At 60.1% G+C, this 14,969-nt stretch carries 9 protein-coding genes; 5 read left to right on the top strand and 4 right to left on the bottom strand.

The window, feature by feature from the left end:
• The first annotated feature begins 5 nt into the window (after positions 1–5).
• From AC24GY_RS14265 to AC24GY_RS14245, 5 genes are all read left to right on the top strand, one after another.
• Positions 6–1,181, top strand: a complete 1,176-nt coding sequence (locus AC24GY_RS14265; RefSeq protein WP_487684092.1) for an efflux RND transporter periplasmic adaptor subunit — start codon at positions 6–8, stop codon at positions 1,179–1,181.
• A gap of 5 nt (positions 1,182–1,186) precedes the next feature.
• On the top strand, positions 1,187–4,396 hold the full coding sequence (locus AC24GY_RS14260) for an efflux RND transporter permease subunit (RefSeq protein WP_487684089.1): 3,210 nt from the start codon (positions 1,187–1,189) through the stop codon (positions 4,394–4,396).
• A gap of 52 nt (positions 4,397–4,448) precedes the next feature.
• Positions 4,449–4,952 carry a hypothetical protein gene (locus AC24GY_RS14255; RefSeq protein WP_487684086.1) on the top strand — a complete coding sequence of 168 codons (504 nt, stop codon included), beginning with the start codon at positions 4,449–4,451 and terminating at the stop codon, positions 4,950–4,952.
• Between the two features lie 104 nt (positions 4,953–5,056).
• Positions 5,057–6,307 (top strand): TolC family protein, encoded by a 1,251-nt coding sequence (locus tag AC24GY_RS14250; RefSeq protein ID WP_422319187.1) that lies wholly within the window; start codon positions 5,057–5,059, stop codon positions 6,305–6,307.
• Positions 6,308–6,342: 35 nt separating this feature from the next.
• Complete coding sequence (locus tag AC24GY_RS14245) at positions 6,343–9,474, top strand: efflux RND transporter permease subunit (protein WP_422319189.1); 3,132 nt, start codon at positions 6,343–6,345, stop codon at positions 9,472–9,474.
• On the opposite strand, the gene AC24GY_RS14240 is transcribed toward AC24GY_RS14245, so the two are convergent.
• The 4 genes from AC24GY_RS14240 to AC24GY_RS14225 are packed head-to-tail and all read right to left on the bottom strand — an operon-like array spanning position 9,475 to position 14,923.
• Positions 9,475–10,770 carry a DUF1501 domain-containing protein gene (locus AC24GY_RS14240; protein WP_422319191.1) on the bottom strand — a complete coding sequence of 432 codons (1,296 nt, stop codon included), beginning with the start codon at positions 10,768–10,770 and terminating at the stop codon, positions 9,475–9,477.
• A gap of 11 nt (positions 10,771–10,781) precedes the next feature.
• Positions 10,782–13,646: a DUF1549 domain-containing protein gene (locus AC24GY_RS14235; RefSeq protein ID WP_487684082.1), complete on the bottom strand. Its 2,865-nt coding sequence runs from the start codon at positions 13,644–13,646 to the stop codon at positions 10,782–10,784.
• The gene (locus AC24GY_RS14230; protein WP_487684079.1) at positions 13,643–14,218 is read right to left on the bottom strand and encodes an RNA polymerase sigma factor; all 576 of its coding nucleotides are present in this window, start codon (positions 14,216–14,218) and stop codon (positions 13,643–13,645) included. The genes AC24GY_RS14235 and AC24GY_RS14230 overlap by 4 nt, the downstream gene beginning before the upstream one ends.
• 54 nt (positions 14,219–14,272) lie before the next feature.
• Positions 14,273–14,923: a septal ring lytic transglycosylase RlpA family protein gene (locus AC24GY_RS14225; protein WP_487684076.1), complete on the bottom strand. Its 651-nt coding sequence runs from the start codon at positions 14,921–14,923 to the stop codon at positions 14,273–14,275.
• Between the last annotated feature and the right edge of the window lie 46 nt (positions 14,924–14,969).

Below are 14,969 nucleotides of genomic sequence, written 5' to 3'. Positions count from 1 at the left end.
CACTCATGCAAATCATCAAATATTCATGGCTTCTGGCGCTGCTGCTGGCGTCCTGCAAACCGGCTCCGGTCGTTGAGATAGATCCGTTTCCAGTCAAAGTGGAAAAGACCCATCTGATTTTCACGGCGGGTGATCCCCAGCTGAAGTCGATCGGAGTTCAGCCGGCGAAGGAGAATGACACGGTGATCCTGCACCTGACCGGCAAGCTGGTGTGGAACGAGGACGTCACCACGAATGTCTTCTCTCCTCTGGCCGGGCGTGTGGCCAGCATCAAAGGTGCGCGTGGGCAGAAGGTGAAAGTGGGGGATGAACTGGCCCGCATCACATCGCCGGATTTTGGCCAGGCCCAGGCAGATGCTGTGAAGTCTGAGGCGGACCTGGCGCTGGCCAAGAGAGTGCTGGAGCGCACGCGGGATCTGCTGAAGCAGGGGGTGCTGCCTCAGAAAGAACTGGATACGGCTCAGAACGCTTTTGATGACGCTCAATCAGAGCGTGATCGTGCCGTGGAGCGCCTGGCCGTCTGGGGCGGGCGCGGCGGAGATGTGAACGGTGCGTTTGCACTCAAAGCGCCCATGGACGGAGTCATTGTGGATCGCAATGTGCAGCCCGGGCAGGAGGTGAGATCTGATCAGATGCTGGCGGGCATGGCCGTGGTGGCTGCTCCGTTGTTCATCATCTCAGATCCTGAATCGTTGTGGGTTCATCTGGATGTCAGCGAGCAGGATTTGTCGAACCTGCAGGTGGGGCAAAAGCTGGAGATTCGTTCCCGCGCTTATGGCGACCGGGTTTTTCCGGGAGCGCTCACGGTGATCGGGCAGTCGCTGAATCCAGAAACACGCACCGTGGTGGCCAAAGGCATGGTGTCCAATCCGGAGAAACTGCTCAAGGCGCAAATGTACGTGGATGTGAATGTCATCACGCACGTACCCAAGATGCCGCAGGTGCCGATCAAGGCCGTCTTCTTGCGGGAGGGCAAAGCCTGCGTGTTTGTGCGTGCTTCAGAGACCACTTTTGAAATGCATCAGATCACCACCGCCGCGGAAGATGCCGGGCATGTCTTCGTCAGCAAAGGACTCAATGCCAACGAAGCGGTGGTCTCAGAAGGGGCTCTCGTTTTGGAGAGTCTGCTTGATGCCAACACCAGTACCGCAAACAACGGCGCAGAGAAGGCCGAACACTAAACGTCATGGGCACGCTCACCAAATACGTTCTTAAACACCGGCCCATCGCCTTTGCGCTGATGGTGCTTTTTGTGCTCGCCGGTGCGCTGGCCTTCAACCGCCTGCCGGTTGAGGCTTATCCAGATGTCACCAATGTATCAGTGCAGATCATCACGCTGCTGCCGGGGCGTGCCGCCGAAGAGGTGGAGCGCCTGGTGACGGTGCCCATTGAGAATGCCATGAACAGCATTCCCAAGCGGTCCTCCATCCGTTCAGTTTCGCTCTTCGGTCTCTCGCAGGTCACCATCGTTTTCGAAGATGATGCCGACCGCGCCTACTGCCGGAACATGGCTTTCCAGCTGCTTTCCAGCGTCAGTCTGCCGCCGGATGCGGACGCACGCCTCTCGCCAGACACCACGCCCGTGGGGGAGATTTACCGTTACACGCTGGATGCGCCCAAGAGCATGCCCTCCACCGAGTTGCGTGCCGTGCAGGACTGGATCGTGGAGCGCCAGCTGCGTACGGTTTCCGGGGTCGTGGATGTCATCGGTTTCGGCGGAGCCACCAAGCAGTATCAGGTGCTGATCGACCCCATGAAGCTGCTGTCGTATGACATTTCGCTGCGTCAGGTGCTTGATGCGCTTTCAGCTGGAAACAAAAATGCGGGCGGCGCCTATATCGAGCACGGGCCGGAAATGTTCATTGTTCGTGGTCTCGGCTTTGTGCAGTCGCTTGAAGACATCGGCCTGATCGCAGTGGAGACACGTGGGGGCACGCCCATCCGCGTCAAAGACCTTGGTCGCGTGCTCATCGGCGAGCAGCTGCGCCTCGGGCGCGTGGGACGCAGCATTCCAGCCGAACATTTCGATCTGGATGACGCCATCGAAGGCATTGTGATGCTCCGCAAAGGGGAAAACGCCATGGATGTGCTCGAAGGGGTGCGGGAGAAGATTGACATCATCAACACCAAGTTTCTGCCTGCCGGCGTGCATATCCACATGCACTACGACCGCACCAACCTCATCAACCGCACCTTGCACACGGTGCACAAGAACATGGCGGACGGCATCGGGCTCGTGCTGCTTGTCCTCATCATGTTTCTCGGTCTGGGAAACATCCGCTCCGCGCTCGTGGTGGCGGCTGTGGTGCCGCTGTCGTTGCTGGGCGCCTTCCTCATGCTGGATCTGCGCGGCATTCCCGCCAATCTCATTTCCATGGGGGCCATCGACTTCGGCATCATCGTGGACTCCGCCGTGGTGGTGATCGAGGATCTGCTGCGCATGATGCATGAGCGGCGGGATAAAAAAGAGTCCCTCTTCAAACTGCTGCCCAAGGCCGTGGGGCAGATGGGACGCCCCATCCTCTTTTCCAAAGCCATCCTCCTCACGGCTTTCCTGCCGCTCTACACCATGCAGCGGGTCGAAGGGAAAATCTTCAAGCCGATGGCTCTCACGCTGACTTTTGCTCTGATAGCTGGAACCATTCTGGCTCTGACCATTGTGCCGCTGCTGGCCAGTTACGCGCTCAAGAAGGGGCCCGGAGAGCATGAGTCATGGCTCGTGCGGATCCTCCTGCGCCTGTACCGCCCGTCGCTTGGCTGGGCGCTCAAGCATGGGCGCATGATTGTGCTCAGCGGCGTGGCCATGCTGGCCGTGGCAGGTGTTGTTTCCTCTCATACGGGTACGGAATTCCTGCCCAAGCTGGATGAAGGCTCTCTCTACATCCGCTCTTTCCTGCCGCAGACCATCTCGCCCTCCGAGTCCGCTCAGATCATGCGGCGCCTCCGTGGTGTGCTGGCCTCCTTCCCGGAATCCAAATCCATCATCACGCAGAATGGCAGGCCGGACGATGGCACTGACGTCAATGGCTTTGATGTCAGTGAAACTTCCGTGGATCTTTATCCGCGCGAGGAATGGAGGACCGCCAAGGATCGGGATGGCCTCGTCAAAGCCATGAAGGCAAAGCTCAACATCGAAGTTCCAGGCGTGCAGTTTCAGTTCAGCCAGATCATTGAGGACAACGTCAATGAAGCCATCTCCGGCGTGAAGTCCGAGCTGAGTGTGAAAATCTTCGGGGATGAACCCGAGAAGCTCCAGCAGCTTGCGGATCAGATCGTGGACATTCTCAACACCGTTCCGGGAGCTGCGGATGTCGGCACCGACCGGCTCATGGGACAGCCGCAGGTGCAGATCGCCGTGGACCGATCCGCCATCTCCCGTGCCGGGTTGTCGATGACGGATGTGCAGTCTGTGATCGAGACGTCCATGGGCGGTTCCGTCGCCACCAAGGTGCTCGAAGGTGAGCGCACCTTTGATCTCGTGGTCAAAATGATCCCGCGCTCCGTGGCCAGCATTGACGGCATCCGGCGCATTCCTGTTTCCGGATCGGATGGCGAGCGACTCACGCTTGGTGCGCTGGCCTCCGTGGAAGTGAAGCCCGGGTTTGCCCGCATCTATCGCGAAGAAAACGCTCGTTTGACCGCTGTGAAGCTCGCCGTGCGCGGGCGTGATCTGGGAACGCTGGTGGCTGAAGCGCAGCAGAAGGTCAATGCGCAGGTCGTCCTGCCCAAGGGGTTTCGCCTGGAGTGGACAGGTGCCTTTGAAAATCAGCAGCGTGCGGTCAAACGCCTGATTCTGGTCGTGCCGATCACACTCGTTGCCATTTTCTTCCTGCTGTTCACCGCCTTTGATTCCGCGAAGCTCGCCACTCTGATCCTGCTCAATGTGCCCTTTGCTGCGGTGGGCGGGATTTTAGTGCTCCCACTTGCGGGGCTGGCGATGTCTGTTTCCGCTCTGGTCGGCTTCATCGCCCTCTTCGGCGTGTCGGTTCAAAACGGGGTGCTTCTGGTCGAGCGCATTCGTGAATTGCGCAAGGAGGGCATGCGCATGGCCGAGGCGGTGCGCGAGGGGGCCATCAGCCGTGTGAGGCCGGTCGTGATGACCGCCGCCATGGCAGCTCTGGGCCTGCTGCCCGCAGCCCTGTCCCACGCCGTCGGCGCGGAAACGGCACGTCCATTTGCCTGCGTCATCATCGGGGGCCTGATCACCGCCACCCTGCTCACACTCTTCATCCTTCCGGTGCTATATCCCCACTTTGACGCCGGGGAAGAAGGCTTGCACAGCAAGTATGTCCTCATCGAAGGCCCGGATCACCAGCCATTCTTGTCTTTGCACCAGAAAGAGCCTGACGTACCGGGCAAGCCCGCAGATCCAGCTGAAGGGCTTGGGTCAGGTTGATTTTTCATGCTGGAAACTGCCAGGGCTGTGCGTTATTGTCTTACATACACACATGAAATCTCACCGCCATGACTCCAAGCCGCTCGTCCGGCTGGTGCATTTGCTGCTGCTGATTGGCTGGATGCTCTCCTCTCATGGGATCGCACCGGCCATTTGCATGGCGGCGGCTATGATTGACGGTGATCACGCCGTGAAGGTCGGTGTGTCCAACAAAGGTGCCCTGACGGTGGTGCTTTCTCATGCAGGCAAGTCCGCCGCTGAGCTGACAATTCATGAGCATGACGCCCTCTGCAGAGTGCTGGTGGCTTTTGCCGAAGCGCCTGCGTCCAATGCCACGGACCACGTGCTGGCATTCAAACAAGTCGATGACGCATCACGTGCGCAACGACTGATGACGTCCACGCAAGGTATTGCCAAAGCGGCGGTCCCTTCGCATGTCGTGGCCCACTGCCTCCTCGCAAAGCCAGTTGTGGCTGCTGCAGTCGGGCGCTTGCAGAGGAACTCATGGTCGCATGGTCTTGCCCTGAAGTCTGGCAGGACCGTCATGCGTTGTTGAGCAATGGATCGAATCTCCGGGGCCGCAAAAGCGGACACTTCGGGCACATGCTGCGGATGAATCCGCCTTGCCCATAACTCACCATCCAATCTCAATTTACGCGCATGAAACTTTCCTCTCTTCTTCTCACTTTGCTTGTTTGCCTCCAGTTGCCCTCCAGGGGCGAAACGGAGCCCGTCTCAGTCAATTCCCTCGTTCTCAAGGCTCTCGCCACACACCCGGAGCTTCGTTTTTACGAGGCCCAAATCGATGTCGCCCAAGGCGGAAAAACCAAGGCGGGGGAGATTAAAAACCCGGACATGATGGTCGGTGTCGGCAACTGGCATATTCGCGATCTCTCCACGGGTGCAGTTGGCGATGGTCCCACCTGGGCGGTGCAGCTCACTCAAACATTTGAGTGGCCCGGACGTCTCTCTCTGCGCAAGGCTATCGCGCAAAAAGACATTGAACTCGCCCAGCTCGGGGTGGTGCAGTTTCGTGCTGCGCTTGCCGGCCGGGTGCGCACCATCGCCTGGAAGCTGCTGGCCGCACAGGAGCAAACCCGTGCCGCCGAGGAGGTGGCAAAACGCTTTCAGTCCCTCGCGGCGGTGCTCCTGCAGCGTGATCCCGCCGGTGCAGCTCCACGGCTGGAGGCCCGCATCATTCAGTCCAGCGCGCTCACGCTGGGTGCCGAAGCCACGCTGGCGCGCAACGAACTGGCCGCGGCCCGCTTTGAGCTGAACCAGCTTCTGGGTGAAAAAGCAGAGCATCCGCTGGAGCTGCGCATGGAGGATCTCGTGCTCAATCCACCACCGCCGCTCGAGTTCTTGCTGGCCGAGGCACGTCGCAAAAACTTCGCCCTGCGCGCCCGCTTCATTGATGTGGAGCAGCAGGGGTACTCTGTGGAGCTTGCCAAAAACGAGCGCTGGCCTTCCATCACCGTGCAGCCTTATATGCAGAAGCAGACGACGTTCACGCGGGAAACCCAAGTGGGCATTGGTGTTTCCATTCCTCTGCCCTTGTGGAACCGTAATAAAGGAGCCATCGACGCCGCCAAAGCCAAGGAAGTGCAGGCGGAAGTCATGCTCACTGCACAGATGCGCCAGCTCGAACGTGACGTCGCTGCTCAGGCTGCTCATTACCGCATCCACACCGAGGAGCTTGCCAAATGGCCGGCTGACACGCTGGAAAGCTTTCGCAAGGCGGCAGCAGAAGCCGATGAGCACTATCGCCTGGGCGCGCTGCCGCTGGCGACTTACACAGAGCTGCAACGCCAGTACATCGCCTCCGTCAAAGCCGTGCTGACTTCGCAGCTGGGTGCTGTGGACGCACGTCTGCAGCTTGAGCAGCTCACGGGCAGCACTTTGGTGAAATAAGCGGCATCGCGTTTTGAACCTCTTCTTTTGCGATCATGCTCAATTTCATTCTCGAATTCTCTGTCCGCCAGCGTGCCCTCGTGCTGCTGGGGGCTTTCGGCCTGCTCGGTGCGGGCCTGTATTCACTCATGCACCTGCCCATCGATGCAGTGCCGGATCTCACCGGCCCGCAGGTGCAGGTGAACGTGGCTGTGCCGGCCCTGGCTCCTGAGGAGTCCGAGCGCGCTGTCACACGCCCAATCGAAATGGCGCTCTCCGGGATGCCCGGCGTGCTCGATTCGCGTTCACTCACAAAGTTTGGCCTCAGCCAGGTCACGATCCAGTTTGAAGACGACGCGGACATTTTTCGTGCACGCCAGCTCGTCACCGAACGTCTCACCGCCGTGATGAACGATCTGCCTCCGGGCAGCTCGCTGAGCCTTGCTCCCATCAGCACGGGGCTCGGGGAAATTTTCTACTACACGCTTCATTGGAAGAAGGGGGCCAAGGAGAAGCCTGCGGATGAAAAGGAAGGCCTCATGCGTCTGTGGGAGACACACGAATACATCGTGAAACCGCACCTGCGCGTCGTGCAAGGCGTGGCGGAAATCAACAGCAACGGCGGACATCAGCGTCAGGTCACGGTCGAGCCCATGCTCGATAAATTAAAAGCGGCGAACATGACCGTGGGCGAACTCGCCGCCATCATTCGCGGCAACGTCGAAAACGCCGGTGGCGGCGTCATCAATCGCGGTGATGAGCAGCTCACCATTCGCAGTGTGGGCCGTGTCAGCACGGCGGAGGAAATCGCCCAGCTGCCAATCAAATTCGGTGCCGCCATTGAGCCGTTGCGGGTGAAGGACGTGGCCAAGGTGCAGTGGGGGGCCGGCTTCCGCGGCGGTGCGGCCACCATGGACGGAGAAGAGGTCGTGCTGGGAACCGTGATGATGCTCATGGGGCAGAATGCACGCGTCGTCTGCCATCGCGTGGCCCCACGGCTGGAGGAGCTGAAGGAGAAGCTGCCTGCGGGCATGGATGTGACCGTCGTGTACGAACGTTCCGATCTCGTCGAGGCCACCGTTGGCACGGTGGAAAAAAATCTCCTCGAAGGCGCCGTGCTCGTCATTGTCGTCCTGCTCGTCCTTCTCGGAAACTGGCGCGCGGCTTTGATCGTGGCGCTGGCCATTCCGCTGTCATTCCTCTTTGCCATCTGTGGCATGGTTCAGGGCGGATGGTCTGGTAATCTGATGAGTCTTGGCGCGGTCGATTTCGGTCTGATCATCGACGGCGCCGTGGTCATGGTCGAAAACATCATCCGCAGGATCGGGGTCAAGCAGCATCACCTCGGACGCATTCTCACCAAAGAAGAGCGTTCACGCGAAGTGCTCGCCGGCAGCAAGCAGATGGCGAGCCCGATGTTTTTCGGGGTGCTCATCATCACCATCGTTTATCTGCCGATTCTGACGCTCACGGGCGTCGAAGGCAAAATGTTCCGCCCCATGGCGGTGACGGTGATTTTTGCGCTCGCCGGGGCCCTGCTGCTGGCGCTGACGCTCATGCCCGCGATGTGCTCGTTCTTCCTCGGCGGCAACGTCGCCGAAAAGGACAACTGGATCATCTCGGGTCTCAATCGCGTGTTCCAGCCCATGCTGCGCACCGCCATCAAAATGCGCTGGGCGGTGGTGCTTTTGGCAGTCGCCTTCTTTGCTTTCTGCGGCTGGCGCTTCAGCACACTGGGGGCCGAGTTCGTGCCCAAGCTGGACGAAGGCTCCATCGCCGGGATGATTTACCGCAAAGTCGGCATGAGCCTCAAGGAGTCGCTGCATGAGGACCTCGTGCTCGGCAAAATGGTGCGTGAAAAGTTTCCGCAGGTCACCCGCTTTTTCACCCGCAGCGGCACCAGCGAAGTGGCCACCGACCCGATGCCGCCAAACGAAACGGATTTCTACGTCTTCTACACACCCGTCTCCGAGTGGCCCAAAGGCCCCGGCCTGCCGACCAACAAGGCCGAGCTTTGCGCCGCCATCGAGAAGGAGGCGCTCAGCGAGCACGAAGACCAGAGCATCGAATTCGGCCAGCCGATCGAGACACGCTTCAATGAAATGATGGAAGGTTCCAAGGCCGAGCTCACCGTGCGCATCTACGGCATCGAATTTGACATGCTCGAAAAGCTTGCCAGCCAGATTCGTGACATCATCAACAACACTCCGGGGGGATCCGCTGAGCTTGAAACAGATGGTCGAACCAGCACCGTCGTGATGCAGGTGAAGCGGGATGTTCTGACCAAGTACAACGTTCCCCTTGCCGAGCTCAATCATGCCGTCTCTGCGGGTCTCGGCGGTGAAGTGTCCGGTCAGGTCGTCGAAGGCAATCGCAAGCGCGACATCGTCGTGCGCCTGCCGGAGGAAGAGCGTGCCAAGGAGGAAATCATGAAGAGCCTGCCTCTGCGTGTCGGTGACTTCGGCATGCTCTCGCTGGGAGATGCCGTGGACATCCACACCGAGAAAACCGTGGAGCCCATCCGCCACAGCCGCACGCAGCGCCGTGCCGCCATCCTCGTCGGTGTGAAGGACCGCGACATGGAAGGCTTCGTCAATGAAGCGAGTGCACGCATCAAAAAAGAAGTAACCTTCCCCGAGGGCTACAGCTTCGAGTTTGGCGGCACCTTTGAGAATCTTCAGGAAGCCCGCGCCCGTTTGGTCATCGTGGTGCCCACCGCCTTGGCGCTCATTCTGATGCTCATCTTCTTCGCCTTCGGCAGCATTCGTCAGACCCTGCTCGTTGCCACAGGCATCCCGCTCGCGCTGACCGGTGGCATCATCGCCCTTGAGCTGCGCGGCATGCCCTTCAGCATCACTGCTGCAGTCGGTTTCATCGCACTCAGCGGTGTCGCGGTGCTCAACGGACTCGTGCTGGTCAACTACTTCAACGAGCTCCGTGAGGAAGGCATGAGCGTCCGCGATGCCGTGCTCACCGGTGTCTCCACGCGATTGCGTCCCGTCATGATGACCGCTCTCGTCGCTGCCCTCGGTTTCGTGCCCATGGCCCTCGCGCATGGTGCGGGAGCCGAGGTGCAGCGCCCGCTGGCCACCGTCGTCATCGGCGGCATCATCAGCTCCACGCTGCTCACGCTGCTGCTGCTGCCGATGCTCTATGACTGGATCGAGCGTAATTCCAAAGCAGCTTGATCAGATCAGCGCCGCGATCGGCACGCCGCGCTTCGCTCCAGTGCCGCCATAGATGCTGAAACTTCCGCCACTGCCGGCGGAGATGGTTTCCTGTGGCGGCACACCCAGCAGCGCTCCGATGGTTGCATGGAAGTCGAGCACGGTGACGGGGTTCTCAATCACATGCGTCCCGGTCTCATCCGTCTTGCCATAAGCCTGACCGCCTTTGACGCCCCCGCCCGCGATGAACGATGAAAACGCGATGGGGTGGTGCCCGCGTCCCGTTCCATCAATCTTGGGGCCGCGGCCAAACTCCGTGGTGAGCACCACCAGCGTGCTGTCCAGCATGCCGCGTGTCTCCAGATCCTCCAGCAAGGTGCCCACCGCATTGTCCACACGACTAGAGAGGTATTCCACCTGGGCAAAGTTGTCCGCATGCGTGTCCCAGCCGCCGAGTTCGATCTCGACAAACTTGGTGCCGCTCTCAATCAGCCTGCGCGCCAGCAGAATGCCCTGGCCAAATTCATCATTGCCGTAGTCTTCCACCAGCTTGCTTTTTTCCTGCGTGATGTCGAAGGCATCGAGATCCTTGCTGGTCATGAGTTTGATGGCGTCGGCATACACATCCACATGCGCCTTGACGTCCGCCATGGGGTAGCGCGCAAGGAAATCGCGGTTGAAGTTTTCAGCGAGCCCGCTGCGTTTGCGCAGATTGGTCATGGAGTCGCCGTTTTGCAGCTGGGTGTGTTCCAGCCCCTTGCTGGCATCCAGCACCGGGACAGGCGCATACCGTGCATCCATGAACCCGCTGCCCGGATGCCCGGCGAGACCCGCGAGGCGAATGTAAGGCGGCAGGGTGGAATGTCCCTGCGTCACCTGCCGCGCCACCCACGCACCGAGCGCCGGATGCCGCATCGTGGCGGACATCTCATAACCCGTGAGCACTTTATACACGCCCGGCTCGTGGGCACCCTGCGTGTGGTGCAGCGAGCGGACCACCGCTATTTTTTTCCCATGTTCCGCCAGCTTGGGAAAGAAGCCGGAGATGAGCAAGTCATCCGCCTTGGTCTTGATCGTTTTCACCGGCCCTTGATGCCCCGCAGGCGCATCGGGCTTGGTGTCAAAGGTGTCGATGTGGCTCATGCCACCGCGCATGTTCAGATAAATGACGTGGCTGGCAAACTTCGGCGTGCTCGTTTCCAGCGCTCGCGCGAGGCCCAGTGGCGGCACCAAACTGACGCCGAGGCAGGTGCGGGCCATGCGCGTGACAAACTCACGACGGGAGACATCATCAAGGCGGTTCAGGGAGTGCTTCATAAAGTGAGGGGTTATTTTTGAAACATGAATTCAGCAGTGGAGAGCAGCGTGCGGGCGAGCGCCTTGGCATTGCGTGCATCTCCCAGCGCCAGCTTGCAGGCATCGAGCTCGGCCTGCGTCGGCTCACGTGTCATTACGGCCAGGAAGGCGCCGCGCGAGACTTCGGTGATGTTGTTGAGCCCCCGCAAACTTTCGGACAAAGGACTGCCGGAACGCGCCACATGGTCAAAGAAATCGCTGTTCAGCATGAGCAGCGCCTGCGGCACCGTGGAGGAGCTCCACGCATCACCGATGAAGTCACGGTTTCCCTGGCCAAACATGCGCAGGAAATGACCATCAGGCGTTGGCTGCGGCAGCTCCGAGGCACGCTCCAGGCCACCACCGGCAAACTCGCGGGCCATCTCCTTGCGCAGGCGTGCACGGCGTTCCTCCACCTTCATTTCACGTTCTTCCTTGCCTGCAATTTTGCGGGCTACTGCGGTGACTTCGCTCCCTTTTTTAGCAGCGACCGCAGCTTCAAGTTCAGCGACACCTGGAGGATCAAAATTCAGTTTCAAATCCAGATCCTTCACCGCCAGCGCCATCATCGAGTCCCATACTTGTTCTGCGCTCAAACGACGCACCACCGGACCCGGGAAGCGATACACCACCGAAGAATCCTGCGGCGGCAGTCCGGCTTCGCGCTGATAGGCGCGGGTCAGGGTGAAGATGTGCAGAATCCGTCGCACATCGTATTTCGAATCGCGCACCACATTGACGAGATACTGAGCCAGACCAGGATTCTCGCAGTCCGCCACTTCACGCACCTGATCCACCCGGCCTGCGAACGGCATGCCAAACAACTTGGCCCACAGGCGGTTTGCCAGCGTGAGGGCGAAACGTGTGTTATTGGGCGCGGTGACCCACGCAGCCAGAGTTTCTGCGGGGCGTGCACCTGTGGCCGGTGATTCGCCGTAAAGCACAGCCGCAGGAATCAGCTCGCCGGGTTTGCCATCCGGGTATTGGTAATCGTCCGGCAGCTTGGCAGGCTGCCCCTCTCCATTCACCACGCCTGCACCACCGGCCGCACGCTGCAGCGCCAGCAGGGCATCTCGGATGCGCTGGTTTTTTTGCCGCCGTTCATAGTCCAGCTTGTCCATCGCCATGCGGTCATAGCGCTCTGCCGCTTCGCGGATTGCCTTGCCGCCCACTTCTCCGACTCCGTCTTCTTTTGACGCAGTCTTGATCCCGGAGGTCCAGGCAAGGAACTGATGGTACTCCTTCCGCGTCCAGCGGCTGTAAGGATGGTCATGGCACTGCGCGCAGGAAATCTGCGTGCCAAGAAAAAGCGTGGCCGTGCTCTCGATGTTTGCGGCGCGGTTCTCACCGTCACGAAGGTAATAGCCCGCCGCAGGTGCACGCCAGCCGTAGCCTTCGGGGCTCAGCAGCTCACGTGTCCATTCGTCGAAAGGTTTGTTTTCACGCACGCTCTGTTTGATCCAGGCGAGATAAAAATCCCCCTGCACACCTTCGGCCAGGTCGTCTTTGGCGCGCAGCAGATCACACCAGTAGTTGAACATGTGGCTGACGTGGCCGTTGGAGGCCAGCAGCTCTTCGATCAGGCGTCCGCGCTTCTCGGGTTCTTTGAGGGCGATGAAACGTTTCGCCTCATCGCTGGTGGGAATGCGGCCCACAAGGTCAAGATACACACGGCGCAGCCACACGAATTCACTGGCCATCGGGCGCGCCTCCTCCGCGTGCTTGCTCAGGTCCCGTTCGATCAGCTGATCAATGCGTGCCGCCACCGCCTTGAGTTGGGTGATATCCACAGCCTCGTTCAGCGTCGAGATCGAAACCTCCTTCGCACGCATGGAGGTCCACGATCCGAAATTCGCCCCCTCTTCAACCCAGCGCCGGATGAGCGCAATTTCCTCGGCGCTCAGCGGCTTGCCATCATTGGGCGGCGGCATGAGATCATCGTCGCCGGGCTTGTGAGAGATGGATTTCACCAGCGTGCTCTTGGCGGCCTTGTGCGGCAGGATGAGATTGTCCGTCTGGCTTTTTTCGCGAATCGCTTCCAGATCATCCAGCCGGATCCCACCTTTCGGCTTCTTCAGTTTGCTGCTGTGGCACTCAAAGCAGGAGCGCTCCAAAATCGGCAGCACCTGCCGCTCGAAATCGATCTTCGAGGAGACATCGGGAGTCTCCATGGGCATCTCGCTCTTGGGTTTCGAGGCAAGATTCATGGGAGGAATCGTCACGGTCTCCATTTTCTCCGGCACCGGTGCGGGGGCGTTGCCCATGCTGATGGCGGGCGGTGTCACCGGAGTTGCTGGCGGAGCAGGCTCCGATTTTTTCTCCACGACCACCACCTTCGGTGTCTGCGGATTCGGAGCTGGAGGAGCAGGTGCAAGGGGTGGCTGAACCAGCATCGGCTCGGGCACCACCACCACACGAGTCACAGGTGGGTTGGCGACAATGCGTCCGTACATGATGACACGTTTGCCCGTGCGCTGAGCCACCACGGGGGCAAGATCAAGCCGCTGAAACAAATCCGGCCACGCAAGAGTACCGCAGATGAACCCGATCAACACAGCTGCGGCCGCGGTGGTCCAGCGGGGCAGGTGGGTGAACCAGCGCCGCGGGCGACGGCGAGTGGTTGACTCTTCGATGCTGCGCATCAGATCATCGACGGATGACACATTCACGCTGGCTTCGATGGCATCAGCAAGAGCTTCAGGAGTGTCATTTTTTTCCAGGGCCACCCGCAGCAGTGCATCCATGCCGAGTTGCTCTTCCAGCTCCTTGAGCGTGTCGGGGGCGCTCATCAAAATCTGCCATTCATGATTGGAGAGCACCCCCTCCAAAGCCTTGTCGATCGCTTCTTCGGTGTTCATGCGGTTTTGTGCTCCAGGTGAAGTTCAATGCACTTGCGCAGCTGCTGGCGTACACGCATCAGCACGGTGCGCACCGCGAGCGTGCTGCGGCCCGTGCGTTGCGCGATTTCCTCGGAGCTGAGCTGCATCTCGTAGCGCAGATCCAGGATGGTGCGCTGATGGTGGCGCAGCTTCTCAAGGCAGGTCGCCAGATGGTCTGATTCATCACTCACGGGCTTGTCAGAAGCCTCCAGAGCCATTTCCCAGCGCACCTGCTCGGAGTAGCGCTCGTGCTTGGTGAAGTCCCGCGCATACGCCTTCAGCCGGTCGCGCAGCTGATTGTAGGCGATGGTGCGCAGCCACGGCTGCATGGACCCTTCGGTGAAGTCCTTCATGTTCTGATAAGCGAACACAAAGGCGTCATGCGCCACTTCATCGATCAAGTCAGGCACCGGCGCCCGCAGCGCCAGGTAGCCGCGCAGCGGCTGCAAATGCCGCTGCATCAGCAGACGAAACGCTGCGTCGTCACCGGCTTCCACCTGTCTGGCGAGTTCGGCATCCTGCGGAGTTTTGGGCGGCGTGAGAGAATCCATGCACTGTGGATATGGACGCTCGAGTCCAAAGTGTGGCAGAAAAATATGGCCGCCTCATCTTCCGCCATACCCCGGCGGTGGCGGAGGAATGCCCGCAGGCATTGCCGTTGTGCCATACCCTGGGGGCGGTGCACCGGTGCCATAGCCTGCAGGCGGCACCGTGCTGGGCGTGCGGTAGCTGCTGGCTGCTGGAGGAGCGCGATACGTTTTGGGCGCCTTGTACGCAGTGCGTGGCGGCGTGCTGTGTTTGACCGGAGCCGGGGTGTTGTAGTTGGCTGGAGCAGGACCGTAGCTGGTTGGCGGCGTACTGTAGTTGGCCGCTGGCGCAGCGCCGTTGGCGATGGTTTTGGCAGTCACCGTGACATCGCCGAGCTGGCGATAGGGAAGCTGAATGTATTCGGCAGCGGCGCGGGAGAGATTGATGACGCGGTTCGGGTAATAAGGGAAGCGGTCGGTCACCGTCACATTCACCGTTCGTCCGTTGCTGTTGTTCTTCACCTTGACCACCGTGCCGAAGGGCAGGGTGTTGTGCGCGGCGGTCCAGCCCTGCGGCTGATAAATGGACCCTGAGGTCGTGTACTGGCCTGCATATTGATCCGCGATGTAGGACGCATATCCGCGCATCTCATAGGCAGGCTTGGCGCAGCTGGCCAGCAGTGCGGGCACCGAAATGGCAAGGAATCGAAGAAGTGCGGAAAAGTTCATGTTCTGCTTTTGCGAACATAACAAGATTGTCACTAGGCACAATCTT

It is taken from the genome of Prosthecobacter sp. Pr1, assembly GCF_057652315.1.
The sequence above is the reverse complement of the archived record's forward strand: the minus strand, read 5'-3'. Positions and strand labels throughout refer to the sequence as shown.